Origin of the sequence: Amycolatopsis sp. GA6-003, assembly GCF_046267895.1 — a bacterium.
In the GTDB taxonomy this organism is placed as follows: Bacteria; Actinomycetota; Actinomycetes; order Mycobacteriales; family Pseudonocardiaceae; genus Amycolatopsis.
In genome coordinates, this window is record NZ_CP176499.1 from 4,290,266 (window position 1) to 4,316,804 (window position 26,539).

Consider the following 26,539-nt stretch of genomic DNA (forward strand, 5'->3'; position numbering starts at 1 on the left):
GGCCGGAGAGCGGTCGCGGAGGTCGGCTTGACGCCACTGGTGCCCGGCATCCGATAGACACCATCAACGGACACCCCGGTCGTCCCGCAGCGCTGAGGGAGTCCTACGCCACACGCGCGGCAACCGCGCAGTAGCTAAGCTCCGCCACATGAGCAGTGCGACGCAGCCGCTCGGGACGCCGCCCGAGGGAGAACCGGACATCCACACGACGGCCGGCAAGCTCGCGGATCTCTATCGCCGCTACGACGAGGCCGTGCACGCCGGCTCGGCGCGCGCGATCGAGAAACAGCACGCCAAGGGCAAGAAAACCGCCCGCGAGCGGATCGATCTGCTGCTCGACGAGGGCTCGTTCGTCGAACTGGACGAGCTGGCGCGGCACCGCTCGACGAACTTCGGGCTGGAGAAGAACCGCCCGTACGGCGACGGCGTCGTGACCGGTTACGGCACCGTCGACGGGCGTCCGGTGTGCGTGTTCAGCCAGGACGTCACCGTGTTCGGCGGCGCGCTCGGCGAGGTCTACGGCGAGAAGATCGTCAAGGTGATGGACCTGGCGATCAAGACCGGCCGCCCGATCATCGGCATCAACGAGGGCGGCGGCGCGCGGATCCAGGAGGGCGTGGTCTCGCTCGGCCTGTACGGCGAGATCTTCCGCCGCAACACCATGGCCTCGGGCGTGATCCCGCAGATCTCGCTGATCATGGGCGCGAACGCGGGCGGGCACGTCTACTCCCCCGCGCTCACCGACTTCGTCGTGATGGTGGACGAGACGTCGCAGATGTTCATCACCGGACCGGACGTCGTGAAGACGGTGACCGGCGAAGACGTCACCTTCGAGGAACTCGGCGGCGGGCGCACGCACAACACCAAGTCGGGCGTCGCGCACTACCTCGGCTCCGACGACGAGGACGCCATCGCCTACGTCAAGGAACTGCTCTCCTACCTGCCGCAGAACAACCTGTCCGAGCCGCCGGAGTTCGACGCGAACCAGCCGCCCGCCGGCTTCTTCGAGAACGTCACCGACACCGACCGCGAGCTGGACACGCTCATCCCAGACTCGCCGAACACGCCGTACGACATGCACGAGGTCGTCACCCGCGTGCTCGACGACGGCGAATTCCTCGAGGTGCACGAACTGTTCGCGCCCAACATCCTGGTCGGGTTCGGCCGGGTCGACGGGCAGAGCGTCGGCGTCGTGGCCAACCAGCCGACGCAGTTCGCCGGCTGCCTCGACATCGACGCGTCCGAGAAGGCCGCCCGTTTCGTGCGCACCTGCGACGCGTTCAACATCCCGGTTCTGACCTTTGTGGACGTTCCTGGCTTCCTCCCCGGCACCGACCAGGAGTGGAACGGCATCATCCGCCGCGGCGCGAAGCTGATCTACGCGTACGCGGAAGCGACCGTCCCGCTGATCACGGTGATCACGCGCAAGGCATACGGCGGCGCGTACGACGTGATGGGCTCCAAGCACCTCGGCGCGGACGTCAACCTGGCCTGGCCGACCGCACAGGTCGCGGTGATGGGCGCGCAGGGTGCGGCGAACATCGTGCACCGCAAGACGCTGGCCAACGCGGCGGCGGAGGGGCGCGACGTGGACGCGTTGCGCGCCGAGCTGATCCAGGAGTACGAGGACACGCTGCTCAACCCATACGCGGCGGCCGAACGCGGTTACGTCGACTCGGTGATCGTGCCCGCGCACACCCGCGGCCACATCGCCAAGGCGCTGAACCTGCTGCGCACCAAGCGCGAATCGCTGCCGCCCAAGAAGCACGGCAACATCCCCCTGTGAGGCCGCGATGACGGACACCCCCCTGCTCCGCGTCGTCCGCGGCAACCCGGACGACGCCGAACTCGCCGCGCTCACCGCGGTGGTGGCCACCGCGGCGTCAGCCTCGGCACCTGCTCCGGCACGTCGCCGCACCTCGTGGTGGGGCGACCGGGCCGCCGCGATACACGCCCCGGTGACGGCGGGCGACGGGGCTTGGCGGGCCTCGTCCTTGCCTCGCTGAGGTTCTCGTGCGCGGTGGCGCCGGGGTTAACGCTTCGCCGCTCCCGCTGAGCCCAGCCTGGAGCTTCCACTCCCGGCGTCGTCCGCGGTAACCCGGACGACGCCGAACTCGCCGCGGTGGTGGCGACCGCCGCCTCGGCACCTGCTCCAGCACGGCGTCGCACCTCGTGGTGAGGCGACCGGTACACGCCCCGGTGACGGCGGGCGACGGAGCCTGGCGCGCCTCGTCCTTGCCTCGCTGAGGTTCTCGTGCGTGGAGGCACCGGGACTAACGCTTCACCGCCCCCGCTGAGCCCAATCCGGCGCGTCCAAACCCGGCGTCGTCAGCGGCGACCCGGACGACGCCGAATTCGCCGCGGCGGTGGCGCGACCGCTGCCTCGGCACCTGCTCCAGCGAGGCGAGGCGAACGCCTCACCGCCCCCGCTGAGCCCAATCCGGCGCGTCCGCACCCGCGTGCGCCAGCAGCTCCTCCCGGGTGATCGAACCGAGCGGCCCGACCCCGCGCAGCAACAGATAGTCGCCAGCGTCGGCCTGGTCGTGCTCGATTTCGACGTCCTCGGCGTGGTGACTGTCGGTCCAGACGATCCGGACCTGGCAGCCACCGTTCTGGGTGAGCGCGTGCACCTGCTGGACGGTCGCGAGCCGGGCCATTGGTTCCGACTCCCACCGCTGCTGCAGGAATCGCCAGCGCGAAGCCTGTTCGGCCGCGCGCAGCCGCTGGTCCAGCCCGCCCGCGCGGTCCCGGAAAACCCAGGCGATCCCGGCCACGACCGCGGCGGCGACAGCCAGCCCGACCAGCCACCAGACCGTTCCCATGTCTCCAGGAGCCTACTCGGGCCGGTGCTCCCGAAGGAATCGCTCAACCAGGCCATCTGTGAATTCCGGCGGCACTGGCGCGCCGGTGACCAGCACGCGGTAATAGATCGGCCCGACGAGCTGCTCGACCGCGCTGTCCAGGTCGACGTCCGAGCCCAATTCACCGCGGGCGACAGCGCGTTCGAGCGGGAGCCGGTCGCGTACGTGCTGGGCGCGGATGTGCACCTCGCGCAGCTGCCGCGCCAGGTCCGGGTCGTGCTGGGCCTGGCCGAGCAGCGTCCGGAAGACCGCGCCAGCGTCGGCCGTAGTCAGGAAGGACGCGATCGCGGCGAGGTGCGCGCGGAGGTCCTCGCGCAGGTCGCCGGAGTCGGGCGGGGAGAGTTCCTCGACGAGGTCGTCGCCCAGCGCTTCCAGCAGAATGTCCACTTTGGACGGCCACCAGCGGTAGACGGTCTGCTTCCCGACCCCCGCCCTGGCCGCGATGCCCTCCATCGTGAGCCGGGAGAAACCGACCTCGACCAGCAGATCGTCGACCGCGTGCAACACCGCGCGGCGCGCGTTCTCGCTGCGGCCGTACCGGTTCCCGTGATGCCGGCGCTCGCCGGGCTCAGTGACGTCGCCCACGTGCGGAAGTCTAGCCAAGACGCAACGTCTCGTCTAGCGTTACGGGTACCAGCTCACTAGGGGGTTCTCAGTCATGTGTTCCGCGTGCGGGGTGTCGGCGCAGAGCGGCTTTGGACGACATTCTTCACTGCAAGCAGGCTTGGCAGTTTGACCGTATCAACTTGCATGGGAGCCCAGCCCCGAAATTCGATCCGAGTTAAGACCAGGTCCGGCTTACCTCGATAGCCGACTACTCCGGCCGAAGCCGAGCCCGCGCCAGGAGACGAAGGGCAGTCAGCCGAGGCCGTTGAGAGTGAGGTTGAGCGCGTCCACCAAATTCCGGTGACTGCCGGGGCACATAGTCGCTTCTTCGCTGCCGTTGTTGCCGGTACTGGTGAAGGCCAGGACGCGACCGTTTCGGGTGAGGTCGTAGACGGTGAGCGGGGTACTCCGGATGCGGTTGCCGCTCCGTCGAATGGCTGCGTAGAGCTTGTGCACGGCTGCGCGTTCGGCCCGGGTCAGGTAGCGGATCTGGTCGGCTTGACCAGAGTCTTCCGAGAGCGGGTCAGCGTTGCCGCCGTCGAGGTAGGACATCGGCACCCGCAGCTGGCTGATCCTGGCCGGCGCGTAGTCGGGCAGGGTGCCGACCAGGCTCGCCGCCAGTTCGCGCACCGGGATCGGGTCGAGCTGGATGGAACGGTAGTCAGTAATCAGCCGGACGGCGCTCGTGCCCGAGGAAGCGACGAACACCGCGCCGTTGTCGTCGGGACGGTGGACGAACGCGGTCCAGGCGTACAGCTCCTTATCCGGTGCGGCGAGCAGCTCCAGCGTGGCCCGGAACGACGAAGTCAGCTGTCCGTCCGGCGTGGCCAGCCGTAGTGCCTCGAACCGGGATAGCGTGCGCCGCTCCAGCTCGCGGGCGAAGTCCGCGGTCATGTAGGCGGTGTCCGGATCGATCACGGCGGGGAGCGTGCCCCCGCTGAGGTGGCTCCAGGCAACGAAGAACGCCGATCGCGGGATGCGCACCGGCTTGTCGAGGATCGTCATCGGCGTGTTTCAGCCGCCAATGGTCGGCGGCGTCGGCGGGAGTCCGGTGCGGGGATCGCGCAACCGGCCGTCCTCGTCGTCGGTGATGTCGAACGCGGAATCGTCCTCCAGCCCGTACTTGCGCTGGTGCTCCTTGTCCTCTTCGCCCTTGCCCTTGCCGCCCCCGGCACCCATGCCGCCCATTCCGGCCGATCCTTTGGCCCCGGCCGCGCCCCGCATCCCGGTACCAGCCGCGGATGCCGTTCGCCCCGCCGCACCCTCGGCAGCACCGGCACCTGATCCGGTGCCCAGCCGACCCGCGGCACTACCCCCGCGACCACCGGCACCGCCGGCCTCGGACGCGCCGCCGCTACCGGAGAATCCGCCGGTCGGACCGAATCCACCAGCCAGCCCCGGCGTCCACGAGCTCCCACCGCCGGTGCCGCCGCCCGGGGTCGAGGGCGAGGGAACCCAGGCCGAACCTGGACCGGTGGTCCGGCTGGGGTCCGGAGGCGTCCATCCTGCGGCCGTCGTGCCGTCGCCCGGCCCAGTCCCCACCGGATGGCTCGGCGGCTGGTAGGCAGGAGCGTGGCCGCCCGAAGCTGATGGGGAAGGGGTGCTGCCGGGGTAGTTCGGGGCGAAGGTGCCAGACGGCCCGCCGGTCTCCGAGGGACCGCCCGTGTGCGTCGGCCCGAACCCCGATCGGGAGCGGCTGTCGGGTCCGTGCCCGTCGTCCGGACCGCCCGGCTTGTGTTTGTCGGGCTCGGAAAGGGTCACGTCGCCGTCGAATCCGCTCAGCTGGCCGTAGTCGGTCTTGAGCCCTTGCCCGCTGGTCTGAGCATGTTGGGTGTAGCCGTGGTACTTGTCGAGGTTGTCCTGAGCTGTCTTGTTGTACTGGTTGATCTGGTCCTCGGTGTCGGTGTTCCACCAGGTCGCCTCGTCCCAGAGGTTCTTGTGCGGCGGAACACCCGGCATCGGCTGCAAACTCTGCTTCAAGGAGTCGAACCCGTGGGCGAGATCGGTCAGGTTCTGCCCATTGCCGGTGTAGGTCTGCGCGGCGGTCGCGGTGACGTCGGCGAACGGTCTGATCCGCGCCTGCGCGGCGTCCGCACCGCCCCCGGTCCACGCCGACTCCAGACCGGCGCTCAGCTGCTGCACCCAGGCACCTGCCTGGTCATGCTTGCCCGCCAGCCCCGTGGCCTGCTGCGCACCCTGATGCCAGCTCTGTGCGCCCTGGCTGGCCAGAATTTTCGCCACCAGCTCCGGCGCCGGAACGGCTTGGTCACCGAGGTTTCCGTGGTAGAGATCGCCGAACCAATGGCCCACGTCGCTGGCCCGATCCCCGACCCAATCGGCCGCATCTTCCAGTGCGCCGCCCACTGCCTTCGCCGCGTCGCCGAGCACCTCGAAAAACCCCATCACGCACCCGGCTTGCGCTTCAGGTTCGTGACCACCATGTCCGCTACCCGCGCCGACAACTCACACGGATCGACTTTGCCCTGCTTGGCATCACTGGGAGTCAGCGACGCGTCGAACGACAGATCATCCGCGATGCCCACGCTGACCGCGCAGAAACCGGTCTGAGTGCCCGAGCTGAACGTCGAGGCCGCGACTGCGGGAAACCCTTGAATAGGCGGCAATTCACGCCACACTTTGGCCTGGGGCTTCGTGTTCTGATACAGCGCACTGAGTCCTTGGTGGGTCTCGGTCGTGTAGCCGATCGTCAGTCCGGCACCGGAGTCGGTGTTGTTCCATTTGCAGTCGGGGCCAAGTCCTGGAATGCTTCCCGGTTTGCCCTGCGGCACCGTGCCGAAGATTTGGCTGAGCTGGTCGGAGGTGAGTGCGTCCTGGCAGGGCTGCCCGGACAGCACCGTCGCGGGCAACGGGTGCTCGACCTTGGGCGCACCGCTGTGCGGCAAGGCCGCGGCGGACGACGACGCGGGCGCGGTGCTTGCCGGAGCGGCACCCGGGCCCCCAGTACATCCGGCCAGCACCGACGCGAGCGCAACCGCGCCCACGACTGCCGGAAGCATGCGATGGGTCATCACGCGAACCCTCCGTCCTGCTTGCCCGCGTTCTTCACGTCGGTCGCGGCTTGCTCGTCAGACGCCTCGGTGATCCCCAGTGCCTTCTCCAGGCGCTTCACCAGCTCGTTCGCGTAGGCGTATTCCTTGTCGACCTGCTCCCCGCCTGTGACGAACGCGCCCTTCGGTTCGCCGCCGTTGACCAGGAGCTTGTTGTAGCCGTTGCTGGTCGGTTCATCCGCTGGAGGCGTGAGCTGAGTCAGCCGGTACGCGTCGTCCCGCATGTCGCGGAAGTGCTCTCGGACGGTTTTGGCCAGTTTGAGCATGGCCATCGCGTCCTCGCGGCTCATCGTGAACCCCTGCCCGCCCGACGAACCGCCACCGCCCATCGCAGCACCGGCCGCGTCACCAGCACCGAACGCGTCGCCGATGTTGAAGTACAGCCCGTCGAGCCACCCCGGCCGCTGTGCAGGTTGCGACACTGCGCCCACCCCTCGTATGACCTGCGCCCGCCCAAGGACAGTTCTCCACTCCATGGGCAACTTGCCTAGATCCACCGTAGCGAACCCGTCACGCAGGGGTGACTGGTTCACCAAAAAGGGCGTGCGTCACTCGAAAGACAGGCCCCTGGGCAGCAACTCGGCATGGCGGCGCGTCATGGCCTCGTACTCGACCCACGCACGGGAATTGTCCGGACCACCAGCCGCCAGCATCTCGTCATACGCGAGTCCCTGCGCGGCCAGTACGTCAGCCGCCTGGCCCATCATCTGCCTGAGCCACACCGCCTTCTCACGCATATCGGCCGGGTACGGCGCGCCGCACTCAGCCATCTTGTCGAGCAGGTCGATCATCCAGGACTGCGAGTCAGCGGCCCGCCGTGCCCACAGCGCATGCTGACGGTAGTAGTCGCCGCACCCGGTTTGCGCGCCGTCGCCGGTATCGCTCGGTCGGTCCATTCCTCCACGCTAACGCCTGCCGAATTTGGCTCTATGGGATCAAGGCGTCCCGACCAGCATTACCCGCGGTGTCCCGGCTGCCCTGCCCCAGGCCGTCGAACGTTCGGATCCGACCAGACTCAACCCGACCAACCCGCCGATCGAAGCGGGTTCGAGGCGCGATCCAGCGCGCCACGCTATGTAATCCGCGCCACGCGATCGCCTCTAGCCAAGACGCAACGTCTCGTCTAGCGTATAGATCACCAGCTCACGAGGGGGTTCCCAATCATGTGTTCCGCGTGCGGGGTGCCAGCGCACCGACCCGAAGCCGAGGTTGCCGCGGCGGCCCCGCGCAAATTCGCGGCGTTGTACAACAAGGACTGCCGTCCGTATCTGATCGGCACCGGCCTGGCCATGATGGCCGACAATATCGAACACGTCATCACCTACTGGGTACTGTGGGAGAAATTCCAGTCGCCCGCACTGACGGGGTTCGAGGTAATCAGCCACTGGGTGCCGTTCCTGCTGTTTTCGGTGTATTTCGGCGGACTGGCCGACCGGCACGACTGCCGCCGGATCATCCAGGCCGCTCAGGCGCTGTTCATGGCCGTATCCGTGGCGTGGGGCGTGCTGATCGTCACCGACACCCTCGAGGTGTGGAGTGCCTGCGTACTGCTGATTTTGCACGGCTGCGCGGGCGCGATTTGGGGACCGGGCGAGCAGCTCATGCTGCACGATTTCGTCGGCCCCACGGAATTGCCCAGCGCGGTCCGGCTCAATGCCACCTTCCGCAGTCTGGGAATTCTCTTCGGCCCGGTCGTCGGTTCGGCATTGCTGCTCGGACTCGGACCGGTGGCGGGCATTTTCGTGAACGTCGCGTTCTACCTGCCGCTGACCGTTTTCCTGTTCCGCACCAAGTTCACCGGGCACACCCGAGACGGCGGAATCATTCGCCGGCCGCGAGTCGGGTTGCGGGATTCGGTGCGGGTGATGAAGGAAATCAGCGGCAATCCGACCATGGTCGGGATGATCATCCTCGCCGGGCTCGGCGCGTTTTTCGTCGGCGCTTCGATGCAGAGTTCGATGCCGATCTTCGCCCAGGACCTCGGTGCGGGCAGCGCCGGAACCGCGTACGGCGTGCTGCTGTTCGCCAACGGCGCGGGCGGCGTGATCGGCGGGATCCTGCTGGAAGCGACCGGAAAAATCAAACCGAGCGTTCCCGCCGCAGTGCTCAGCACGGCGATTTACGGGATCTCCAGCCTGTTCTTCGCAATGACCGCCAGCTATCCGATCGCGGTGGCGCTGCTGGTGATCGGCGGCGTGGCGAACCTGGCGTCGATGTCGATCGGCCAGACCGTCGTGCAATTGCTGGCGAAACCGGAGGAACGCGGGCGCGTGATCGGCGTGTACAGCGTGTCCGCCAACGGTCTTCGCGCGGGCAGCGGATTCACCGTGGGACTGCTCGGTTCCGGGGTCGGGGTGCACTGGTCGCTGGGCATCAGCGCGGCCGCGCTCACCGTCGGCACCGGGATCGCCGGCTGGTACTCGCTGGGCAGCCGCCGGGCTCGGCAGCTGCATCAGGTCACCGACTGAGCCTACTCCGAAGACGAGCTACCTCGTCCGCGGCCATTCTGGCGCGGACGAGGTAGTCGCGGTAGTAGGCGCGCAGGCCGGGTTCCCGCGCCAGGATCCAGCTCTCTTCGGTGACGAAGAGGCGGCGGACCGAGAAACTGCGCGGGCTCCGTGCTGCCACCGGATCGGATCGCCAGGCCGCCGAGGGCCGCGAAAGGGCCGTCGAACAGGCGATCGCCGGTTTTTGTCGGTGCTGCTGGTTACGCTCTCCCCATCTCGCAGCACCCATCACCGTCAGCGACAAGCTGCTCACCAGCGCAGATCACACTGGACCGCAGCTTGCTCCACACCGTATAGTCCACGTGGAATAACCCATGTGGGGTCACCCGATTGGATCTTCTGGAGGAACACCGTCATGGTCGCGGCCAAGCTCACGGCGCTGGGCGTCGCCGTGCTCGAGCTGCTGCACGAGCGGCCGATGCACCCGTACGAAATGGCCCAGCTCATGCGGGAACGGCACGTCGAAACCCGTGTGAAGCTCAAGGCGGGCTCGCTCTACCACACGGTGGACCGGTTGCAACGCAACGGTTTTGTCGACGTGGTGGAAACCCAGCGGGACGGCAAACGGCCGGAGCGCACGGTGTACGCGATGACCGCGGCGGGCAAAGACGCCTTCCAGGAACGAGCCCGGCAAATGCTGGGCGACGTGGTGCCGGACTACAGCGACGTGCTCAGCGGGCTCGCCGTGATCGACGATCTCGGCCGCGACGTGGCGCTGCTCGAACTGGAGCACCGGATCACCCGGCTGCGCGCGGGCGTGGCCGCCGACGAGGTGATCGTCAAGCAGCTGGAATCCGACGGCACCCCCGAAATCTACTGGCTCGACTTCCGGTTCAGCGCGGCACAGCGGAAGTTCGAGCTCGCGTGGATCGAGCAGCTGTTCGCGGACCTCAGCAGCGGCCGGATCCCTTTCCAGGACAAGAAACTCAAGCTCAAGGAAAACGATGAACGCAAGACCGGTTAACCCGTGGGCCGCGCTGAGCGCGCTCTGTATCGGGTTCTTCATGATCCTGCTGGACACCACGATCGTGTCCATCGCGGTGCCCGCCATGCTGCAGCACCTCGGAGCCGGGCTGAACTCGGTGGTGTGGGTGATCAGCGTCTACCTGCTCACCTACGCCGTGCCGATGCTGTTCACCAGCCGGCTCGGCGACCGCTTCGGCCCGAAGCGCGTGTTCGTCGCCGGGCTCGTCGTGTTCACCGCGTCGTCGCTGTGGTGCGGGCTGTCCGGCAACGTCGAGATGCTGATCGCCGCCCGTGCGGTGCAAGGCCTCGGCGCCGCGTTGATGACGCCGCAGACGCTGGCGTTCATCAGCCACCTTTTCCCGCCCGCGAAACGCGGCGCGGCGATGGGCGCGTGGGGCGGCGTGGCCGGCCTGGCCACGATCACCGGCCCGCTGCTGGGCGGCGTGCTGGTGCAGCACCTCGGCTGGGAGTGGATTTTCTACGTCAACGTGCCGATCGGCGTCGTCGCCATCGCGTTGACCCTGTGGCTGGTGCCGGACTGGCAGCCGAAGCACTCGCATTCGTTCGACCTGATCGGCATCCTGCTGTCGGCCGCGGGGCTCTTCTGCGTCGTGTTCGGTGTCCAAAATGGACAGCAGTATGACTGGGGCACGGTGTTCGGCGGCATCACGGTGTTCGAAATCATCGGAGCCGGCGTGGTCCTGCTGATCGCCTTCGTGCTGTGGCAGCACTACAACCGCCGGGAACCGCTGGTCCCGCTGGCCGTGTTCGCGAACCGCAACTTCTCCGCGGGCACGCTCACCGCGACCACGGTCGGCTTCACGATGACCGGCATGTTCCTGCCGCTGATCATCTACATCCAGACGGTGCTCGGCCTCTCCCCCACCATGGCCGGTCTGCTCACCGCCCCGATGTCGCTGCTGTCCGGCGTGATCGCGCCGTTCGTCGGCCGCGCTTCGGACAAGATCAACGGCAAATACCTGGTGATGGGCGGCTTGGCCCTGCTGGCCGCGGGCGTCGGCATCATCGCGCTGCAAGCGCGGCCGGACACGAGCCCGTGGGCACTGATCCCGGCCCTGCTGGTGTGCGGTCTGGGCGTCGGCTGCATCTTCTCGCCGATGAGCAACCTGACGATGGCGTCGGTAGAACCGCGGCTCACCGGTACCGCGTCGGGCATCTTCAACACCGCCCGCCAGGTAGGCGGAGTCCTGGGCAGCGCCGCGATCGGCGTGCTCCTGCAGGCGAGGATCAGCGCGTCGATCACGAGCGAAGCCGCCACCGCGGCCGGGCAACTGCCGGAACAGTACCGAGCCCCGTTCACCGAAGGCATCGCGCACGCCGCCGCCTCCACCGGCGAATTCGGCTCCTCCGGAGGCCCGGCCCCCATGCCCGGCCTCCCGGCGGACCTCGCCGAACAAGCGGGCCGCCTCGCCAGCGAGGTTGTCCACAATGGACTGACCGACGCCGCCCGCGCAACGCTGATCCTGCCGATCGCGGTGCTGGTACTGGGAGTCCTGTCGGCAGCGGCTCTGCGCCGGGTAACGCCTCGGCCGCGTACGCCAGCCCCGACCGCCCCGACCCCGGAGCCAGCACGATGAACTGCTGACCTCGACCTGCCCGGCTGGCCGAAAACCCAGCCGGGCAGGCGCTGAGGGAGGAGAGGCCGAGCAGAGAGGAGGCGAGCACGCGCGTCGGCCGGAACTTCCTGCGGGCAAGCCGGGCTGAGCAATGCAAGGAGCGCGGCGAGAGCCGAACGGCAGGCACGACCAGGACGCCCCGATCAGCGGCCGCTACCGGCTGATCGGCGAACTCGATTCGACCGGTTTCGGGCGGCTCAAGTCGCGGCGGAGAAACCACGCCTGGACTCATTGAGCTGCCCAATGCAAGCAGAGGCAGAAACCCCGCAGCCGCACCCCGATCGGCCGCGGCCCGAGCGCGGCCCCGCCACCCGGCAGTGAAGTGGCGATCGCGATGCACTGCGAATCCGCGCGGCCGTCTCCGCATCCGCGGCCGCGCGGTCTCCCGATGCCCGGAAACAGCTGCCCGCTCACCTCGCACCCGCCCGGGGTTTCCTCCGAGCCACTCACCCCGCACACAACCCAGCCGCCCTGCCGAGCCACCGGCCACGCACTCGGCCCAGCCGCCGCCCAGGCCGCCCACCGCAATCCCCTCGCCTAGGTGGCGCAACCTCCCACTTTGCCCAGACCACGCCCCACCGCACACTCAACCCAGCCACCCCGAACCACTCACCACACACGCAACCCCCGGCCACCCACCGCACCCCCCTCGCCCAGCCGACACGACCTCCCACCCCTCCCAGGCCAGACCCCACCGCCCCCACCCGTCGAGGTAGCGTTCGACCGTGCGTCTAGTCCTCGCCTCCCAGTCCCCTGCCCGCCTCGCTGTGTTGCGGAGTGCCGGTCTCGATCCGGCCGTCGTCGTGTCCGGTGTCGACGAGGATGCCGTCGCGGCCGCGCTCACCGATCCCGAACCCGCCGAACTCGTGTTGGCTCTCGCGAAAGCCAAGGCCAACGCCGTGGTCGAGATGGTCTCCGAGCCCGACGCCGTGATCGTCGCCTGCGATTCCATGCTTTCCATCGGCGGCGAGATGGTCGGCAAGCCCGCCACGGCCGAGGTCGCGAAGGAGCGCTGGGCCCGGATGGCCGGCGGCTCCGGCGTCCTGCTCACCGGGCACGCCGTGGTCCGGCTCGACGGCGGGCAGCGCACCAAGGAAGCCTCCGGCACCCGGTCCACCACCGTGCACTTCGCCAACCCCAGCCAGGCCGAGATCGACGCCTACGTCGCGACCGGCGAACCGCTGCACGTCGCGGGGGCGTTCACGCTCGACGCGCTCGGCGGGTGGTTCGTCGAGGGCGTCGAAGGGGACCCGTCCAGCGTCATCGGGATCAGTCTTCCGCTGCTGCGTCAGCTCCTCGCCGAGGTCGGCGTCAGCGTCACCGAAATGTGGAACTAGTTCACATATTGGGACGATGTGTCACTCGGACGAGTGATCAGGGAGAGTCGACTCCGGCCCGCACCCGGGTCAGCGGAAACTCTCGACCTCTCTGGGGTGGCACATGTCCTTCGTCAGGACGTACACCAAGCCGCGCGTGTTCGCCGCGGCCGTGCTCGGTTCGCTTGTCGTGGGCGCCGGCCTCGGCGTGCTCGCGCGGACGACCGAAGCCGGCTGGCTGACCGACACCCTCGACCACATCGGCACGATCTTCACGACCCTGCTGCAGATCGCGGTGATCCCGCTGGTCTTCACCGCGATCGTGGTCGGCATCAACAGCCTCCGCGGCCTCGGCGGCGGCCGCACCGCCGCGCGGCTCGGCGGCAAGACCGTGCTGTGGTTCGCGATCACGTCGTTCATCGCCTCGCTGATCGGGATCGCGATCGGCAAGCTGTTCAACCCCGGCTCCGGCGGGCTCGGCGAGGGCGTCGCGGCGACCGCGAAGAACGCCGACAAGGCCGCGAAGAGCATGAGCCACTGGGGTTCCTGGGACGCCTTCATCAAGGGCCTGCTGCCGGAGAACTTCTTCTCCGCCTTCGCCGAGGGCAGCACGCTCCAGGTGCTCTTCCTCGCCGTCGTGATCGGCGCCGCCGCCTACAGCCTCGGCGACAAGGCCAAGCCGTTCGTCGAGTTCACCACCAGCGTCTTCGAAATCATTCAGCGCTACCTCGGCTGGATCGTGCGCCTCGCGCCCATCGGCATCGTCGGCCTGATCGGGGCCGCCGTCTCCAACTACGGCGACGCGCTGTTCCGCCCGCTGCTGTCGACCACGCTCGCGGTGTACGTCGGCTGCCTGCTGGTCCTGTTCGTGGTCTACCCGATCCTGCTGCAGTTCGTCGCGAAGGTGAGCCCGCTGACGTTCTTCGCCAAGGCGGGCACCGCGATCCAGTTCGCGTTCGCGTCGCAGTCCAGCTCCGCGACGCTGCCGCTGACCCGGCAGTCCGCGGTCAACCTCGGCGTCGACCCCGGGTACGCCGCCTTCGCCACCCCGCTCGCCAGCGCGACCAAAATGGACGGTTGCGCCGCGGTGTTCCCGGCGATCGGCGCGATCTTCATCGCCAACCTCGCCGGGGTGCCGCTGAGCTTCGGCCAGTACGTCGGCATCGTGGTCGTCGCCGTGGTCGGCGCGCTGGCCACCGCGGGCACCACCGGCTGGCTGACCGCGCTCACCCTGACCACCGCGTTCATCGGCCTCGACGCCAAGCAGGTCGCGCTCGGCATCGCGCTGATCTACTCGGTGAACCCGATCATGGACATGATGCGCACGGCCACGAACGTCGCGGGCCAGATCGTGGTCCCGACGATCGTCGCGCGTAGCGAGGGCCTGCTCGACGACGAAATCCTCAGCACGCACACCGCTCGCCCGAACCACCGCGACGAGGGCAGCGCGGCCCGGCCCGCCACCGCCTGACGCCTCGTGAGCGGCAATCCCGGTTCTAACCGGGATTGCCGCTCACGAGTTGCCGGAACACCGCCGCAGCTGGGATTTCCTCAGCTCGACGTCCGGCCAGCCCCGGAAATTCGACGGCGAGGTGACGGTGCTCGTGCACCCCATCACCTCGCCGTCGAGTTCGTAGACCTCCGCCACCACCGGAGCCGCCTGGCAGCGCGGCGAGCCGGAGACCGCCTGCGGGCATTCGTGCCGGACGACGATCACGTCCGGACGGCCGTCCTGGCTCACGTCGTAGAGCGACAGCGAGCCCGCGTCGGAGAAATACGGCTTGCCGTAGTCGCGCCACACCCCGCCGGATTCGGTGAGCAGTTCCCCGTACGAGCCGCCGGCCGCGTCGCCGCGGACCAGGCACGCGGCGGTCGACCCGTCGATGCAGCGCAAGGAAGTCTTCGTCAGCTTCGCGCCCAGGTTCGTGATCGCCAGTTCGAACTCGGTGCCCGGCTCCTTCCCGACCTGGACCCGTCCCGAGCCGCCCGCGGCGTCCGCCAGCAACACGACCGGGGTACCGCCGACGCTCACCGCGGCCAGCTGCCGGCACGGACCGTTGCCGCAGGTCGAGGCCGATCCCTCCACCGGAGCCGCCGCCGGCTCGCGCGGGGCCATGGTGACCGCGCCGTCCGGCTTCGGGCGCAGCACGACGGCCACGACGAGCGCCGCCGCCGTGGCCACCGCCGCGAGAACGGCGGTGAGCAGCGCGGATCGCGGGACGCGCTTCGGCCTAGTCCGCATATCCGAGACTGTAAGCGACCTCGCGCACCGTGTCCGTCTATGTTGTCGGAGTGACGAACCCCAACCTGCCCCCGGCCCTTTACCTGCCGACCGGGCCCGCCGGCCCGACCACCGACGGCCAGACCGGAGCCAACGTCGAACTGCGCCGCACCCCGGACGGCCGCACCGCGCTGGTCGCGTTCACCGCGCTCGACCGGCTCGTCGACTGCTGCGGCGAGCACCAGCCGTGGATCCTGGTCAACACCGAGAACCTGGCGCTGGTGCACCAGGTCAACCCCTACGACGTCATCGTGCTCGACTCCGAACTCCCGGCCGAACTGCGGCATCAGGCCCCCGCCGGACGGGTATAAACAGGACCGAACTGGGTGGTCCACCTCTCAATCCAGGCCCCGCCGGGGTCCGTAGACTCCCGGTTGACCAGCAGCGCGGCGACGGGCACGGGAGGTATGTGGTGAGCGAGCAGGACACCGCGAGCACGGGCGGTCCGGTGACCAAGGTCCTGATCGCGAACCGGGGCGAGATCGCGGTTCGCGTGATCCGGGCCGCGAAGGACGCGGGCCTGCAGAGCGTGGCCGTGTACGCCGACCCGGACCGCGACGCTCCGCACGTCCGTCTCGCCGACGAGGCGTTCGCGCTCGGCGGGACCACCGCGGCCGAGAGCTACCTCGCGATCGACAAGATCCTCGACGCCGCCAAGCGGTCCGGCGCCGATTCGGTCCACCCCGGCTACGGCTTCCTTTCCGAGAACGCCGACTTCGCCCAGGCCGTCCTCGACGCGGGCCTGACCTGGATCGGGCCGAGCCCGCAGTCGATCCGCGACCTCGGCGACAAGGTGACCGCGCGGCACATCGCGATGCGCGCGGGCGCGCCGCTGGTGCCCGGCACCAAGGAGCCGGTCAAGGACGCCGACGAGATCATCGCGTTCGCCGACGAGCACGGCCTGCCGGTCGCGATCAAGGCGGCGTTCGGCGGCGGCGGCCGCGGCCTGAAGGTCGCCCGCACCCGCGAAGAAATCCCTGAGCTGTTCGAATCCGCGACGCGCGAGGCGGTGGCCGCGTTCGGCCGCGGCGAGTGCTTCGTGGAGCGCTACCTGGACAAGCCGCGGCACGTCGAGGCGCAGGTGCTGGCCGACCAGCACGGCAACGCGATCGTCGTCGGCACCCGCGACTGCTCGCTGCAGCGCCGCCACCAGAAGCTGGTGGAGGAGGCCCCCGCGCCGTACCTGTCCGACGACCAGCGCGCCCGGATCCACGAGTCCGCCAAGGCCATCTGCAAGGAGGCCGGCTACTACGGCGCGGGCACCGTGGAGTACCTCGTCGCGGTCGACGGCACCATTTCCTTCCTCGAGGTGAACACCCGGCTGCAGGTCGAGCACCCGGTGTCGGAAGAGACCACCGGCATCGACCTGGTCCGCGAGATGTTCCGCATCGCGCGCGGCGAGAAGCTGCGGATCACCGAGGACCCGACGCCGCGCGGCCACTCGATCGAGTTCCGCATCAACGGCGAGGACGCCGGGCGCGGCTTCCTGCCCGCTCCGGGCACGGTCACCAAGTTCGTCGCCCCGTCCGGCCCGGGCGTGCGCGTCGACTCCGGGGTCGAATCCGGCAGCGTGATCGGCGGCCAGTTCGACTCGATGCTCGCCAAGCTCATCGTCACCGGTTCGGACCGGCAGAACGCGCTGGAGCGCAGCCGGCGCGCGCTGGCCGAGTTCGAGGTCGAGGGCATGGCGACGGTGCTGCCGTTCGACCGGGTGATCGTGAACGACCCGGCGTTCATCGGCGACGAAAACGGCTTCAGCGTGCACACCCGCTGGATCGAGACCGAGTTCGACAACCAGATCGAGCCGTTCACCGCGCCGGACGTCGAGGCCGAGGAAGAGGCGCCGCGGCAGAACGTCGTGGTCGAGGTCGGCGGACGCCGGCTCGAGGTTTCGCTTCCGGGCGGGTTCGCCCTCGAAGGCGGCGGCGCGCCCGCGGCGACGAAGGCCAAGCCGCGCAAGCGGGCCGGCGGCGCGAAGGCGGCGGTGAGCGGCGACGCGGTCACCGCGCCGATGCAGGGCACCATCGTGAAGATCGCGGTCGAGGAAGGCCAGCACGTCGAGGCGGGCGAGCTGATCGTGGTGCTCGAGGCGATGAAGATGGAAAACCCGGTAACCGCGCACAAAGCGGGCACTGTCACCGGGCTTTCGGTCGAGATCGGCTCCGCGGTCACGCAGGGAACGCAACTCTTGGAACTCAAGGACTGAAGTTGTGCTGAATGTCGTGGGTGCCGCGCGCTCGCGCGGCCTACCATCGACTACGTGACTGAGGTTCCGTCTCCGCAGCTGCGGATCAGCGACCGGGAGCGCGAGTCCGCGCTGCACGCGCTCGGCGAGCACATGAGCGCGGGGCGGATCGACATCGACGAGTTCGGCGAACGCTCCGCCCGGATCACCGCGGCCAAGACCCGGGGCGAACTGAGCGAGCTGTTCGCCGACCTGCCGGTGCCGCATCCAGTGTTCGGCGGCGCGACCGCGGCGCCGGAACCGGCCGCGGCGGCGCCTATGCCCGTGCCGCAGCCCGCGGCGTCCGGCGAAGTGGCCGCCCGGCAGCCGGAGTGGTCGCCGGGGCAACGCGTCGTCGCCGCGCTGATCCCGCTGGTCTGGATCGCGGCGATCGCCCTGATCGCCACCGGCACCGCGGGGTGGCCGGTGATCTTCGCGCCGATCGCGCTCACCGCGGTCGGCCGCGCGCTCTGGGGCAAGGGTTTCGAGCACCATGACCACCACCGCCACGACCGGCATCGCGAGCGCCGCGAGGAGTTCCGCGCGATGCGCGACGAGCACCGGCGCCAGCGCCGGCTGGACCGCTGAGGCGGACCATGGCTGACCTGCGGCTGAGCGACGCCGAACGCCAGGACGCGCTCGACGTCCTCTCCGAGCACGTCCGCACCGGACGCCTCGACATCGACGAGTACGGCAGCCGCTCGGCGAAGGTCACGTCGGCCAAGCTGGTGAGCGAACTGGTGCCGCTGTTCGACGACCTCCCCTCGCCGCGGCCGAGCGCGCTGCTGGCTACGGCCCGCCCGGAACCGGTCGTTCCGGCCGCAGGGAACGGCAAGCTGAGCGCGTTCGTCTGGCGGTATTCGGTGCCGCTTTCGATCGCGCTGGCGGTCCTCGTGCTCATCGTGACCCGCGGTCGGCTGCTGATCGTGTTCGCGCTGCCGTTGCTGCTGATCCTGTTCAGCGGATGGCGGCGGCGCTGAGCCCGCGGCCCGGCCCGATGATGGGGCTGCGGCCGGGTTCGGTCGATCCGAAGGCCGAACGATGGGCAGGCCCGGTGTTCGCCGGGGTCGGGATTCTGGCGCTCGCGGTGTGCACGATCATCGCCGCCGGTCAGCCGCACGGTAATTCCGCACAATGGCGCACCACGCTGCTTCTCGCCGCGGCTAGTGGGCTGTGGTTGCTGATGCTGATCCCGGTTTTCCCGCGACGCACGCGAAAACCGTGGCTGGCCATCGGGTTTTTTATTGTGCTGCTTGCTGGCGCGACGGTGCTCGCTTCTCGGTTGGACCCGTTCACTGCCTTCGCTTCGATCGGTTACCCGATCGCGTTCGTGTTGTTCCCGACGCGCTGGAGCATCTTCGCCGCAGCCGCTACGGCGGTAGTTCCGTTGCTGGCCAAGGGGATTTGGGAACCGTCGCCGCCGTGGACCACGGCGGTGTCGATTGTCGGGCCGATTCTGTACGTGGCATGGTTCGTCGGCGCGGAGAACGAGGAACGTCGTCGCACCAATGAAAAACTCGCGCGATCAAACGCGCAGCTGGAAACGGCGTTGACGGAAAACGCGGCGCTGCAAGCGCAATTGCTCACCCAAGCCCGCGAGGCGGGGGTGCTCGACGAGCGTCAGCGAATGGCCCGCGAAATTCACGACACCGTCGCCCAGGGCTTGACCGGCATTGTCACCCAATTGCAGGCCGCCGACCGGGCCACCGAAGCCGCGGACCGGCAACGGCATCTCGACCACGTGCACGCGCTGGCGAAGGACAGTCTCACTGAGGCGCGCCGGGCAGTGCAGGCGTTGCGGCCGGAACCGTTGGCGGACTCGCACCTGCCGGAAGCGTTGGCAGGTTTGGCGAACCGAGTGTCCGACACCTCCGGCACCAAGGTGACCGCTGCCGTCGAAGGCGATGCTCGGCCGTTGCTGCCGGAGCTGGAAGTGGCGCTGTACCGGGTCGCGCAGGAAGCCTTGGCCAACGCGGAAAAACACGCGCACGCCAGCCGGATCGGCATCACCCTCACCTACACCAGCGACCTGGTCATGCTCGACATCCGAGACGACGGCAGAGGTTTCGCCCCCGGCGACCGCGGCGACGGCACCGGCTTCGGCCTGGAAGCGATGCGCCAGCGCGTGCAACGGGTCGCGGGCTCGCTGACCATCGAGTCCGCACGCGGGGAAGGGACCGCCGTGCACGCGGAGGTCCCATCGCCCGCTTAAGTCACTGGCCGCCCGCCACACGCAGCTGCCTGCGCAACACCTTGCCGTTTCCATTGCGCGGCAACGCTTCCAACCAGACCACGTCCTGCGGCACCTTGTACCACGACAGGTGCGCACGAGCCAGCGCGATCAGTTCCGCGCTCAAGTCCTCGTCGCCCGTGCCGGACGTCGCGACCACGTACGCACGCAGGGTCGTGTCCCCCGCCTCGCGCCGCACCGCGCTCACCGCTGCTTCCCGCACCTTCGGGTGACTTTCGAGAAGCCGTTCGACCTCGCCGGGGACCACGTTCTGTCCGCCGATCACCTCGACGTCGTCGAGCCGTCCGTAGACGTGAAGGACACCCTGTGCGTCGATCGACCCGAGGTCGCCGGTCGACCACCAGGTGTCGGTCACCTGATCCGGGCCGAGGCTGCCGCGGGCGACACCGCGCGTAGCGAACGGGACCAGAACTTGCAGCTCGCCCTGCACTCCGGTCGCCACCTCGTGTCCGTCAACCACTACGCGTGCCGAACGGCCTTCGTAGACCGGCCCGACCGCCGACGGGTCGGCGTAATCCGCTGGCCGCCCCATCGCGTACCCGCCAGCCTCGGTAGCGCCGTAAAGGTTCACCAGCCGGTCCCCGAAAATCGGCACCAGCTTCTCGCGCAGCTGAGCGGAAAGCACTTCGCCCGCGCACATCGCGCCGCGCAACTGCCCGAGCGTCTCGGCGTGCCCCGGCTCCAGCAGCAGACGCGCGTAGAAACTCGGCTGCGCGAAAAGCGTCGCGACGTTGTGGCGGCGGATCAACTCCAGCGCGGCAGCCGGGGTCGCGCGCGGCCGCGAGAGCACTGACGTCTGGCCGGTGCAGATCGTCGCCATCGCCGAGGAGTACAGGCCACCGGCGAAATACATCCGCGACACCGAGAGCGCGACCGTGCCGACGCCGTCCGTGCGAAGCATCGACGGATCGAAATTGCGGTGAAGATAGAAGCACAGCTTGGGCGCGCCGGTCGTCCCCGACGTGAACATCGCGTGCGACGGATTGTCTCCGCCCGGCGCGAACTCCGTCTCCGGATCCGCCGCCGCCAGCCGCTCCGCGCCGGTGGTCGGAGCGAGGTCGGCGCCGTCGAGCCAGCCCGCCGTTTCCGGATCCGCGACGATCAGCGCGGGTTCGGCGGTGCGGATGTCCCGGGTCAGGTCGTCGTGGCTCATCTGGACATTCACCGGAATCGCGACGATTCCGGCCTGCCACGCGCCGAGCAGGCACCAGACCAGTTCGATGCTGTCCGGAAGCGCGAGCAGCACGCGGTCGCCGCGGCGCAGTCCGGCGGCCCGGTAACCGCCGGCGACGCGCGCGGCTCCGGCGTAGACCTCGGCGAACGTCCAGGTCCGGTCGTCGGCGAGGAAGGCGGGAAGGTCGGCCCATCCGTGTCGGCGGGCGTGGTCGGCGGCAAGCTGGGTCAGATTGTCCGGCATACCCGGCAACGCTGCCAGGACGATCTTCGCGCCGGGGCGGTCTTTCCCCGGTACTGCCCGAAGCGGCAAGGATTTTTCACCCTTCGTCCGCCCCTGCCGTGACGCGGCACGCAGCCGTTTCGCGCCTGGAGACGGTTAGGCTCGAGTCGTGGAACCCGTGGAAATCAACGCGGGCGCGTACCGCCTGCGCCAGCTCCGCGCGGACCGGCATCTCGACGACCGGCCCGCGCTGATGGAGGCGTTCGCGGACCCGCAGCATCGGCGGTACGTGCTGAACTACCAGTTGCGCACCCCCGACGAAGCCACCGAGTACGTGACGCTGCGCGCCGCGCAGTGGGCGTGCGACGAGCGCTGCTCGTGGGCCGTGGCCGACCCGGCGACCGGCCGGCTGCTCGGCGAGGTCGGACTGCGCGACCTGGACCTCGACTTCGGGACCGCCGAGGCGTCGGTGTGGACACACCCGGCCGAACGAGGCAAAGGCATCGCGGCGGTAGCGCTTTCGGCCGCGATCCAGTTCGGATTCGCCCGGCTGGGCCTGCACGAAATCGCTTACCGGCACGACGAAAGCAACACCGCGTCCGAGGTGGTGGCGAAGCGGGCCGGGTTCCGGCGAGTCGGGCCCGAGGAGCGGCCCTCGCCCAGCGGGGAAAAGCTGATCAGATGGGTGCTCAAGCCCTCGTGAGGACCGGTTCTCCGCAGCACTCCCGAGGCTTTCTCACCTGACCGGCTCGTGTCCGAAGCGGGCGCGCGGTGAGCCCGGAAAACCCGAGCCCTCGTGAGTGCCGGTTCTCCCCGACACTCACGAGGCACTCTCAGCTGACCGGCTCGATCAACCCGGCCCGAGCCTCCGGAGCCGCCGCCCGCAGCGCGTCCGCCGACTCGTCCGTCGGCTGCAGCTGCGAATCCCGCTCCGCCTCGACGCGCGCCCGGTAGACCTCGACCTCGCGCCTGGTCTCGTCTTCCGACCAGCCCAGCACTCCGGCCACCAGCTGGGCGACCTGCTCCGCACAGTCGACGCCGCGGTGCGCGTACTCGATGGAGATCCGCGTGCGCCGGGCGAGGACGTCCTCCAGGTGCAGCGCACCCTCGTGGCTGGCCGCGTACACGACCTCCACGCCGAGGTAATCCGGCGCCGACTCGATCGGCTTCAGCAGCTCCGGCCGATCCGCCGCGAGCGCCAGCACCTCGTGCACCAGCGAGCCGTAGCGGTCGAGCAGGTGCCGCACGCGGTACGGGTGCAGCCCGTGCTCCGCGGCCAGGTGATCGGCCTGGTTGACCAGCGCGTGGTAGCCGTCCGCGCCGAGCAGCGGGACCTTGTCGGTGATGGACGACGGCGGACGGCCCGGCAGGTCGACCACCGCGGCGTCGACGGCGTCGGCCGCCATCACCCGGTACGTCGTGTACTTGCCGCCCGCGATCGCGACCAGGCCCGGCGCGACCCGCGCGACCGCGTGCTCGCGCGACAGCTTCGACGTCTCTTCGCTCTCCCCGGCCAGCAGCGGCCGCAGACCCGCGTACACGCCTTCGATGTCGTCGTGCGTCAGCGGCGTCGCGAGCACCGAGTTCACGTGCTCGAGCAGGTAGTCGATGTCGTGCTTGGTGGCCGCCGGGTGGGCGAGGTCGAGATTCCAGTCGGTGTCGGTGGTGCCGACGATCCAGTGGTTGCGCCACGGGATCACGAACAGCACCGACTTCTCGGTGCGCAGGATCATCCCCGACTCCGACACGATCCGGTCGCGCGGAACCACGATGTGCACGCCCTTGCTGGCCCGCACGCGGAACCGGCCGCGGCCGCCGGAGAGCCGCTGCAGTTCGTCGGTCCACACGCCGGTGCAGTTGACCACCGCGCCGGCGTGGATCTCGGTCTCGCGGCCGTCCTCGACGTCGCGCACGCGCACGCCGGAAATCCGGTCCGCCTCGCGCAGGAAGCCGACGACCTGGGTGGAGGTCCGGACCACCGCGCCGTAATGCGCGGCGGTGCGCGCGACGGTCATCGTGTGCCGGGCGTCGTCCGCCTGCGCGTCGTAGTACCGGATGCCGCCGATCAGCGCGGACCGCTTGAGCGCGGGAACCATTCGGAGGGCACCCGCCCGGGTGAGATGTTTCTGGCCGGGCACCGACCGGGCGCCGCCCATCGTGTCGTACATCAGCAGCCCGGCGGCGGTGTACGGACGCTCCCAGATCCGGTGCGTCAGCGGGTACAGGAAGCTCACCGGCTTCACCAGGTGCGGCGCGATCTTCGTCAGCATCAGCTCGCGCTCGTGCAGTGCCTCGCGCACCAGGCCGAACTCGAGCTGTTCGAGGTACCGCAGGCCGCCGTGGAAGAGCTTGCTCGACCGGCTCGACGTGCCGGACGCCAGGTCGCGGGCCTCGACGAGGGCCACCCGCAGGCCGCGGGTCGCCGCGTCCAGCGCGGTGCCCGCGCCGACGACCCCGCCGCCGATCACGACCAGATCGAAGGTCTCGTCGCCGAAGCGCCGCCAGGATTCCTCCCGGCCCGCCGGACCCAGCCGGGCCGGGTCACTGCCGTTCTGCGAGTTCGTCACCACTCGTTCCTCCTCGTGCTCCACCTTCCCCAGCATCGCACGCTTGCGTGATCGTCTGCTGACCCCGAGGTGACACGTGTGGCGGAACCCATGACGATCATGGTCACATTGCTTCGCCCGGCTTATGGATTGCGCGCGTACGCACCGGTAACGTGCCGCGGACTGGGGTCGGCTACGAGGCGGTGGCCGGACGTGATCGGCCCTGCACAGACTGTCCAGTGTGGAGGTGCGGAAAGCGTGAGTCCAAGTCTGAGTCCGGGTGCGATCATCGTCTGGGAGCTGCTGGGCACGGCAGTGCTCCTGTTGCTGGGCAACGGCGTGGTCGCCAACGTGGTGCTGCGCAAGAACAACGGCTTCCAGGCCGGAACCCTGTTCATCACGTTCGGGTGGGCTTTCGGCGTGTTCGCCGGGGCGAGCCTCGCCGCGCCGACCGGCGCGCACCTGAACCCCGCGGTCACGCTCGGCCTGGCCATTTCGGGCAAGGTTTCGTGGGCGGACGTGCCATTCTATCTGATCGGGGAAATGCTCGGCGCGATTCTCGGCGCCGTGCTGTGCTGGCTGACCTACAAACTGCAGTTCGACGACCACCCGAATCCGGAAGAGACGCTCGGCATTTTCTCCACCGCCCCGCAGATCCGGAACAAGGCGTGGAACCTGGTGACCGAGATCATCGGCACCTTCGTGCTGGTCGGCTGGATCCTGCTGACGCCGGCGTTCAAGACCGCCGCGGACGGGACGCCGACGTTCGGCAACACCGCGCTCGGCTACGCCGGGGTGTCGTTCGTCGTGCTGGTGATCGGCATCTCCCTCGGCGGGCCGACCGGCTACGCCATCAACCCGGCCCGCGACCTCGGCCCGCGCATCGCGTACGCGTTCCTGCTGCCGATCAAGGGCAAGCGCGACCCGGACTGGAACTACTCGTGGGTGCCGGTCCTCGGGCCGCTCGTCGGCGCCGCGCTGGCGGCGCTGGTGTACCTGGCCGTGCACAACCTGACCTGACCCAGCTTTCCGGAGGGAATCCATGACTTCGTACGTCGCCGCGATCGACCAGGGCACCACGTCGACGCGTTGCATGATCTTCGACCACTCCGGCCGCGTCGTCGCGGTCGACCAGCGCGAGCACGAGCAGATCTTCCCGCAGGCGGGCTGGGTCGAGCACAACGCCGAGGAGATCTGGGAAAACACCCGCGCGGTCGCGGCGGGCGCGCTCGCCAAGGCCGACCTGCGGCCGACCGACATCGCCGCGGTGGGCATCACCAACCAGCGCGAAACGGCGCTGGTGTGGGACCGCAAGACCGGAAAGCCGGTGTACAACGCGATTGTCTGGCAGGACACGCGCACCGACAAGATCGCCGCCGAGCTCGGAGCGCTCGGCGGGGGCCAGGAGCGCTATCGCTCCAAGACCGGCCTGCCGCTCGCGACGTATTTCTCCGGCCCGAAGATCAAGTGGATCCTCGACAACGTCGAGGGCGCGCGGGCCAGGGCCGAGGCGGGCGATCTGGTGTTCGGCAACATGGACACCTGGGTGCTGTGGAACATGACCGGCGGCACCGACGGCGGCGTGCACGTGACGGACCCGACGAACGCGTCGCGCACTTTGCTGATGGACCTCGACACCCTGAAGTGGGATGAGGACATCGCGGCGGAGATGGGGATTCCCCTGTCGATGCTGCCGGAGATCCGGTCGTCGTCGGAGGTGTACGGCAAGGTCCGCCCGCGCGGAGCGCTGGCCGAGGTGCCGATCGCGGGCATCCTCGGCGACCAGCAGGCGGCGACGTTCGGCCAGGCGTGCCTCTCGCCGGGCGAGGCCAAGAACACTTACGGCACCGGCAACTTCGTGCTGCTGAACACCGGTACGGAGAAGGTCCTGTCGGAGAACGGCCTGCTGACGACGGTCTGCTACAAGATCGGCTCGAACGACACGGTCTACGCACTGGAGGGTTCGGTCGCGGTCACCGGTTCGCTGGTGCAGTGGCTGCGGGACAACCTGGGGTTGATTTCGTCGGCGGCGCAGATCGAGGAATTCGCCCGGACGGTCGACGACAACGGCGGCGCGTACTTCGTCCCGGCGTTCTCGGGCCTGTTCGCCCCGTACTGGCGCTCGGACGCCCGCGGCGCGATCGTCGGCCTGACCCGGTTCGTGAACAAGGGCCACCTCTCGCGGGCGGTGCTGGAGGCCACGGCGTTCCAGTCGCGAGAGGTGATCGACGCGATGAACGCCGACTCGGGCGTCCCGCTGAAGTCGCTGAAGGTCGACGGCGGGATGGTCGTGAACGAGCTGCTGATGCAGTTCCAGGCGGACATCCTGGGCGTGCCGGTGATCCGCCCGGTGGTGAACGAAACGACCGCACTGGGAGCGGCGTACGCGGCCGGGCTGGCGGTGGGATTCTGGGAGTCGGAGGACGACATCCGGACCAACTGGGCGAAGGACAAGCAGTGGGACCCGTCGATGGACGAGTCCCGGAGGGAGAAGGAATACCGGAACTGGAAGAAGGCTGTCACGAAGACCTTCGACTGGGTGGAGGACTGATCCTTCCGGGGATGCCTGCCTGAGTTGGCTGGGCTAGGGCTTGCGGCTTGGTTGAGGGGTGGTGAGGGGAACTTCGGGGGAGCTGATTCCTTCGGGGTTCCCCTCACGGGCGTTTGCGGCCCGCGCGTTGGGGCGCGCTGACTCGGCGCTCGGCGGGATGCGCCGACCTCGCCGCTGCTTCCGGCGCGAATGGCTGCGCATGGCTCGCTCCGGCGACGGTTCGGGTTGGCAGGTAGCGGCTTGGTCCCCGGGGGGGCCGATCGCCACGGCCCCAGCTCGGCCTGCGCTACCCAGCACACCAATCGGCCCGGCCCACCAATCTGCCCGGC

At 69.1% G+C, this 26,539-nt stretch carries 25 protein-coding genes and 1 pseudogene; 16 read left to right on the forward strand and 10 right to left on the reverse strand.

From position 1 onward, the window contains the following. Positions 1-148 precede the first annotated feature (148 nt). The 3 genes and pseudogenes from F9C12_RS18925 to F9C12_RS18935 form a co-directional block, all read left to right on the forward strand. Complete coding sequence (locus F9C12_RS18925) at positions 149-1,786, forward strand: acyl-CoA carboxylase subunit beta (RefSeq protein WP_409183286.1); 1,638 nt, start codon at positions 149-151, stop codon at positions 1,784-1,786. A gap of 7 nt (positions 1,787-1,793) precedes the next feature. Further along, positions 1,794-2,006, forward strand: coding sequence for an acyl-CoA carboxylase epsilon subunit (locus F9C12_RS18930; protein ID WP_409183287.1), 213 nt, complete (start codon positions 1,794-1,796; stop codon positions 2,004-2,006). Positions 2,007-2,119: 113 nt separating this feature from the next. Beyond that, positions 2,120-2,179, forward strand: a pseudogene (locus F9C12_RS18935) (hypothetical protein); the annotation flags it as partial. A gap of 238 nt (positions 2,180-2,417) precedes the next feature. Here the strand turns inward: F9C12_RS18935 and F9C12_RS18940 are convergent. The 7 genes from F9C12_RS18940 to F9C12_RS18970 form a co-directional block, all read right to left on the reverse strand. Beyond that, positions 2,418-2,822: a hypothetical protein gene (locus F9C12_RS18940; RefSeq protein WP_409466759.1), complete on the reverse strand. Its 405-nt coding sequence runs from the start codon at positions 2,820-2,822 to the stop codon at positions 2,418-2,420. 12 nt (positions 2,823-2,834) lie between these two features. Next, entirely contained in the window at positions 2,835-3,446 is a 612-nt protein-coding gene (locus F9C12_RS18945; RefSeq protein WP_409466760.1) for a TetR/AcrR family transcriptional regulator, read from the reverse strand. Between the two features lie 273 nt (positions 3,447-3,719). Continuing rightward, positions 3,720-4,472 (reverse strand): ESX secretion-associated protein EspG, encoded by a 753-nt coding sequence (locus tag F9C12_RS18950; protein ID WP_409466761.1) that lies wholly within the window; start codon positions 4,470-4,472, stop codon positions 3,720-3,722. Between the two features lie 9 nt (positions 4,473-4,481). Further along, positions 4,482-5,870 carry a hypothetical protein gene (locus tag F9C12_RS18955; protein WP_409466762.1) on the reverse strand — a complete coding sequence of 463 codons (1,389 nt, stop codon included), beginning with the start codon at positions 5,868-5,870 and terminating at the stop codon, positions 4,482-4,484. Further along, the gene (locus tag F9C12_RS18960) at positions 5,870-6,496 is read right to left on the reverse strand and encodes a DUF3558 domain-containing protein (protein ID WP_409466763.1); all 627 of its coding nucleotides are present in this window, start codon (positions 6,494-6,496) and stop codon (positions 5,870-5,872) included. Before F9C12_RS18960 ends, F9C12_RS18955 begins: the two co-directional genes overlap by 1 nt. Further along, positions 6,496-6,957, reverse strand: a complete 462-nt coding sequence (locus F9C12_RS18965; protein WP_409466764.1) for a hypothetical protein — start codon at positions 6,955-6,957, stop codon at positions 6,496-6,498. The genes F9C12_RS18960 and F9C12_RS18965 overlap by 1 nt, the downstream gene beginning before the upstream one ends. Positions 6,958-7,083: 126 nt before the next feature. Further along, a complete protein-coding gene (locus tag F9C12_RS18970) occupies positions 7,084-7,431 on the reverse strand; it encodes a hypothetical protein (RefSeq protein ID WP_409466765.1) in 348 nt (115 codons plus the stop codon). Between the two features lie 285 nt (positions 7,432-7,716). Between F9C12_RS18970 and F9C12_RS18975 the strand changes: the two genes are divergently transcribed. The 5 genes from F9C12_RS18975 (at position 7,717) to F9C12_RS18995 (ending at position 14,432) form a co-directional block, all read left to right on the forward strand. Then, the gene (locus F9C12_RS18975) at positions 7,717-9,003 is read left to right on the forward strand and encodes an MFS transporter (RefSeq protein ID WP_409466766.1); all 1,287 of its coding nucleotides are present in this window, start codon (positions 7,717-7,719) and stop codon (positions 9,001-9,003) included. Between the two features lie 394 nt (positions 9,004-9,397). After that, positions 9,398-10,006 (forward strand): PadR family transcriptional regulator, encoded by a 609-nt coding sequence (locus tag F9C12_RS18980; RefSeq protein WP_409183292.1) that lies wholly within the window; start codon positions 9,398-9,400, stop codon positions 10,004-10,006. Beyond that, positions 9,987-11,606, forward strand: coding sequence for a DHA2 family efflux MFS transporter permease subunit (locus tag F9C12_RS18985; RefSeq protein WP_409466767.1), 1,620 nt, complete (start codon positions 9,987-9,989; stop codon positions 11,604-11,606). The genes F9C12_RS18980 and F9C12_RS18985 overlap by 20 nt, the downstream gene beginning before the upstream one ends. A gap of 764 nt (positions 11,607-12,370) precedes the next feature. Beyond that, the gene (locus tag F9C12_RS18990) at positions 12,371-12,982 is read left to right on the forward strand and encodes a Maf family nucleotide pyrophosphatase (RefSeq protein ID WP_043831863.1); all 612 of its coding nucleotides are present in this window, start codon (positions 12,371-12,373) and stop codon (positions 12,980-12,982) included. Positions 12,983-13,085: 103 nt separating this feature from the next. After that, positions 13,086-14,432, forward strand: a complete 1,347-nt coding sequence (locus F9C12_RS18995; RefSeq protein ID WP_409466768.1) for a dicarboxylate/amino acid:cation symporter — start codon at positions 13,086-13,088, stop codon at positions 14,430-14,432. Positions 14,433-14,474: 42 nt separating this feature from the next. On the opposite strand, the gene F9C12_RS19000 is transcribed toward F9C12_RS18995, so the two are convergent. Beyond that, positions 14,475-15,203 carry a hypothetical protein gene (locus tag F9C12_RS19000; RefSeq protein ID WP_409466769.1) on the reverse strand — a complete coding sequence of 243 codons (729 nt, stop codon included), beginning with the start codon at positions 15,201-15,203 and terminating at the stop codon, positions 14,475-14,477. A gap of 50 nt (positions 15,204-15,253) precedes the next feature. Here F9C12_RS19000 and F9C12_RS19005 point away from each other — a divergent pair, with 50 nt between their 5' ends. From F9C12_RS19005 to F9C12_RS19025, 5 genes are all read left to right on the forward strand, one after another. Beyond that, the gene (locus tag F9C12_RS19005; protein WP_037716509.1) at positions 15,254-15,553 is read left to right on the forward strand and encodes an SAV_915 family protein; all 300 of its coding nucleotides are present in this window, start codon (positions 15,254-15,256) and stop codon (positions 15,551-15,553) included. Between the two features lie 101 nt (positions 15,554-15,654). Next, on the forward strand, positions 15,655-17,448 hold the full coding sequence (locus F9C12_RS19010) for an acetyl/propionyl/methylcrotonyl-CoA carboxylase subunit alpha (RefSeq protein ID WP_409183296.1): 1,794 nt from the start codon (positions 15,655-15,657) through the stop codon (positions 17,446-17,448). A gap of 54 nt (positions 17,449-17,502) precedes the next feature. Then, the gene (locus F9C12_RS19015; protein ID WP_409466770.1) at positions 17,503-18,054 is read left to right on the forward strand and encodes a DUF1707 domain-containing protein; all 552 of its coding nucleotides are present in this window, start codon (positions 17,503-17,505) and stop codon (positions 18,052-18,054) included. An 8-nt stretch (positions 18,055-18,062) separates the two neighbouring features. Next, positions 18,063-18,446 carry a DUF1707 domain-containing protein gene (locus tag F9C12_RS19020; protein WP_409183298.1) on the forward strand — a complete coding sequence of 128 codons (384 nt, stop codon included), beginning with the start codon at positions 18,063-18,065 and terminating at the stop codon, positions 18,444-18,446. Next, positions 18,431-19,678: a sensor histidine kinase gene (locus F9C12_RS19025; protein WP_409466771.1), complete on the forward strand. Its 1,248-nt coding sequence runs from the start codon at positions 18,431-18,433 to the stop codon at positions 19,676-19,678. Before F9C12_RS19020 ends, F9C12_RS19025 begins: the two co-directional genes overlap by 16 nt. A 1-nt stretch (position 19,679) precedes the next feature. On the opposite strand, the gene F9C12_RS19030 is transcribed toward F9C12_RS19025, so the two are convergent. Next, positions 19,680-21,134 carry a class I adenylate-forming enzyme family protein gene (locus F9C12_RS19030; RefSeq protein WP_409466772.1) on the reverse strand — a complete coding sequence of 485 codons (1,455 nt, stop codon included), beginning with the start codon at positions 21,132-21,134 and terminating at the stop codon, positions 19,680-19,682. A 148-nt stretch (positions 21,135-21,282) separates the two neighbouring features. On the opposite strand from F9C12_RS19030, the gene F9C12_RS19035 reads away from it, so the two are divergent. Beyond that, entirely contained in the window at positions 21,283-21,816 is a 534-nt protein-coding gene (locus F9C12_RS19035; protein ID WP_409183301.1) for a GNAT family N-acetyltransferase, read from the forward strand. A 130-nt stretch (positions 21,817-21,946) separates the two neighbouring features. Here F9C12_RS19035 and F9C12_RS19040 read toward each other — a convergent pair whose 3' ends face one another. Beyond that, the gene (locus F9C12_RS19040) at positions 21,947-23,716 is read right to left on the reverse strand and encodes a glycerol-3-phosphate dehydrogenase/oxidase (protein WP_409183302.1); all 1,770 of its coding nucleotides are present in this window, start codon (positions 23,714-23,716) and stop codon (positions 21,947-21,949) included. Between the two features lie 213 nt (positions 23,717-23,929). Between F9C12_RS19040 and F9C12_RS19045 the strand changes: the two genes are divergently transcribed. Together F9C12_RS19045 and glpK are read left to right on the forward strand one after the other, a co-directional pair. Continuing rightward, a complete protein-coding gene (locus F9C12_RS19045) occupies positions 23,930-24,679 on the forward strand; it encodes an MIP/aquaporin family protein (RefSeq protein ID WP_182894669.1) in 750 nt (249 codons plus the stop codon). Between the two features lie 22 nt (positions 24,680-24,701). Then, a complete protein-coding gene (glpK, locus tag F9C12_RS19050) occupies positions 24,702-26,210 on the forward strand; it encodes a glycerol kinase GlpK (RefSeq protein ID WP_409466773.1) in 1,509 nt (502 codons plus the stop codon). The last annotated feature ends 329 nt before the right edge of the window (positions 26,211-26,539 follow it).